Genomic DNA, 3,265 nt, shown 5'->3' on the forward strand with positions numbered 1-3,265 from the left:
CTCGAAGTTCTACCACGGCCGCGCGCCGGAAAAGGATGTGGCCGCCTTGCAGCGGACCGTGGGCGACGACCTCGTCAACCGCGTGCTGCTGCTGCGCGAAGCGCAGCGCCGTGGCATCCAGCCCGACGCCGCCGAGATCAAGAAGACGCTCGATGGCTACGAGCAGCGTTACGGCAACAGCGAACACTGGAAGAAGAACAAGGCCACCATCCTGCCTGGCCTGACTGCCAAGCTGGAAGAGGACAGTATCGTCGCGCAGCTGGAAAAGACGACGCGCGCCGTACCGGATCCGGATGCGGACGCCGTCAAGCGCTACTACGAAACCAATCTCGAGAAATTCACCGAGCCCGAACGCCTGCGCGTGTCCGTCATCCTGGCGCCGGTTGCCCCGAACGCCATGCAGGAGGATTGGGACAAGGCTGCCGAGTCGGTCAGCAACGTGCTGAAGCTGATCCGCGACGGTGCCGATTTCGCCGAAACGGCGAAGACCCACTCCAAGGCGCCGTCTGCCGCCCAAGGCGGAGACATGGGTTACCTGCACAAGGGCATGCTGCCCGAAGCGGTCAACGACCTGCTCGGAACCATGAAAGTCGGCGACGTTTCCGAAGTCGTGCGCCTGCTGGAGGGTGTCGGCCTGTTGAAGCTGACCGAACGTATCGAGCCGAAGAAGCATCCGCTGGAGCGCGTCGAACAGCGCGCCCGCGACCTGCTCAAGCGTGACAACGGCAACGCGGCGTGGAAGAGCCTGATTGCCGATCTGCGCAAGGCTTCGCCAGTGCAAATCGATGAGTCGCGGTTCCTGCCGATGGTGGCAGAGGGTGCCGGAGAGGCGGCCGCGCCGAAATAAGGCCGGCCTGGTTTTCCGGGTGAACAAGGTTGGAAGTGAGGAGTCCTGTGGCAGCAATGCCAGTAAAGCGTGCCGGAATCTCGCCCTTGCTCTGCATGGCGCTCTCCGCTTTACTCATTCCGCGCAGCGCATTCACCGCGCTGCCGCCTGCTACCGTGGGCTCGTCCACGCAGATCGAGCCTCGTCCCGCGTCAACTGCACCTGCCAACGGCCAGACCGCTGAAAGTGACGAAGACGTATCCTGGTGGACGAGGGCGGGCATCATTGCTCCCCGCTACTCCCTGTATGGCAGCGTCGGCTATGAATGGTTCCGTAACACCGGCCCCGATTTCAATACCACCAGCCAGGGTTTGACCAGCGTCATCGGCTCGCGTTTCAGCAGCTATATCTGGGAACCCTGGTTCGGCAAATTTTTCGGTGACATGCGGCTGCACCTTGGCCAGAACAGCTTCGCCAGCGGCGGCGACATGCCTGGTTCCTCGACTTCCACCCGCAATATCCTGTTCAGCGGAAACGGGCGGCTGTCGCTCATGTACCGCAGCCGTTTCCCGTTCGAGGCCTATTTCGACCGCACCTACAGCCGTACCACCGCCGATTTTTCGCCGATGGCCGGCGCGACCGTGAACAACCGTTTCGGTTTCACACAGAGCTATACGCATGAAAGCGGCGCCAGCGGGTCCCTTGACTGGAACCGCAGCACGCAAAGCTCGAGCATGGATTTCGGCGGATCGCGCATGGATTCGCTGCTGCTGACCATGGCACACCGCCTGCCCGAGCAAACGATGGGCGCGTCGATCGGGACCAATGTCGTGACGCAGCAAGGCATTGACAGCCGCTCGCGCCAGCTCAATGTCTCCGCGTCGCACAATTACGCGCCGGAGGACGAGTATTACACGGTCGACACCACTGCCAATATCAATACCTCCGGCTTCCGTCTCGACGGGGCCACAAGCGATGTCCGGCTGACGCAGATCAGCTCGATGGTTACCTATCGCCCGGAAGAAGTACCGTACACCATCAACGCTGCCGTTCGAGCACTCGGCCTGACCTCCGAACTGAATGATCCGTTTGTGACCAGGGAGTCGGCCAATCGCAAGCTGCAGACGACAAATCTCAGCCTGGGGATGACTTACACGTTGTCGACGGAGACGTATGCGTACGGCGCGGTGAATCTGAACGCGTCGACGTCGAACGGGGAGCGGCGTAATACGACCAGTGAAACGGTATCGATCACGCATTCGCCGGAAGGGACAGAGCTCGGCGACTATATTTATCGCTGGTCGGCATCGGGCGGCGCCAGCCATGCCACCGAGACGAGCGGCGACGCAACCGGCGAACTGTCGCTGCAGCTGAGCCATTCCCTCTATCGCAACTGGGAGCTGGAAAGCGGCGATCGCATTAATTTCTCCGCCACCCAGGCGCTGGCGGCCGCCATCCAGAGCCGTCGCCGCAACGACCAGGAAAAGGCGCCGGACCTCGCTACCATCCTGACACCCAATGGCAGCCGCCGCCTGACGCACAATGCCGGCGTTTCCTGGACCTCGAGCGAAGGCGCATCCAATACGATGGTGCACGCGGGTTACAGCGATTCCCGCTCGCTCATGGGAGCGACGGAAGTGTTCCAGATGCTGACGCTGCAGTTCACCGGGAATCTCCAGACCGGCGGGGACAGTTCGTGGAGCGGCAGCCTGTCGATGCAGGCCGTCAAGCAGGACCTGGGCAACGTCCAGATCAAACTCGCATCGACGACCGCGGACCAGAACGACATCAAGCTGTCGTCCAACGGCAGCGTGACCTACCGGCATTCACGCCTGTTCGGGATCCGCCGCCTCGGCTTCAGCACGAGTGTACGCATGTCGAGCAATGCCTTGCTGCCGATGCTGGGCGGCCCCTCGGATTACGAAACGTCGGCGTGGGATACACGCCTCGATTACACGATTGGCCGCCTTGTCCTGCGCGCCAATGCGCTCATCTCGCGCAGCGTGATGCCGGTTGTCCGGCGCACGCCGGATGGATTTGAATTGTCGGAAGGAGAAGCGAAGCTGAACAAGTCGATCATGTTCACGGTGACACGCACCTTCGGTTACTGATTTTTGTGTCGTTGTTTAAAAAGTAGGGAGTCATTAATGTTAAGAGCAATGGAGTTCAGCCGGGTCTTCAGGACGATCCTGCTGCTGGTACTAGTCCTGGCGGCCGGCCTGGCCGACATGCGTAACGCGCGCGCGGAGTACGGCGACGTCGTCATCAACAACTATTCGGATGGCGCGGGCATGCGACCGGCGGTGTTCCCGCACTGGTTCCACCGTATCCGCTTCCGCTGCAAGGTGTGCCACGCTGACCTCGGCTTCAAGTTCAAGGCCGGCGGCAACGACATCAACATGGTGAAGATCATCGACGGCCAGTACTGCGGCGCCTGCC

Annotated in this window: 3 protein-coding genes; all 3 read left to right on the top strand. The window is 61.6% G+C overall.

Annotated features, from left to right (window positions below; genetic code table 11):
* The coding region (locus AYR66_RS03465; protein ID WP_206047042.1) for a peptidylprolyl isomerase at positions 1–847 on the top strand (847 nt) is incomplete at its 5' end.
* A gap of 56 nt (positions 848–903) precedes the next feature.
* Positions 904–2,937 carry a hypothetical protein gene (locus AYR66_RS03470; RefSeq protein ID WP_141104017.1) on the top strand — a complete coding sequence of 678 codons (2,034 nt, stop codon included), beginning with the start codon at positions 904–906 and terminating at the stop codon, positions 2,935–2,937.
* Between the two features lie 36 nt (positions 2,938–2,973).
* Positions 2,974–3,265, top strand: a 292-nt coding sequence (locus AYR66_RS03475; protein WP_337366708.1) for a cytochrome c3 family protein, incomplete at its 3' end; no start/stop codon positions are given.

Origin of the sequence: Noviherbaspirillum denitrificans, from assembly GCF_002211445.1 — a bacterium.
Taxonomy (GTDB): domain Bacteria; phylum Pseudomonadota; class Gammaproteobacteria; order Burkholderiales; family Burkholderiaceae_D; genus Noviherbaspirillum; species Noviherbaspirillum denitrificans.

What these genes read in the sequence shown, in the direction of transcription:
- AYR66_RS03470 (WP_141104017.1), top strand. Translation starts at nt 904, where the DNA reads ATGCCAGTAAAGCGTGCCGGAATCTCGCCCTTGCTCTGCATGGCGCTC.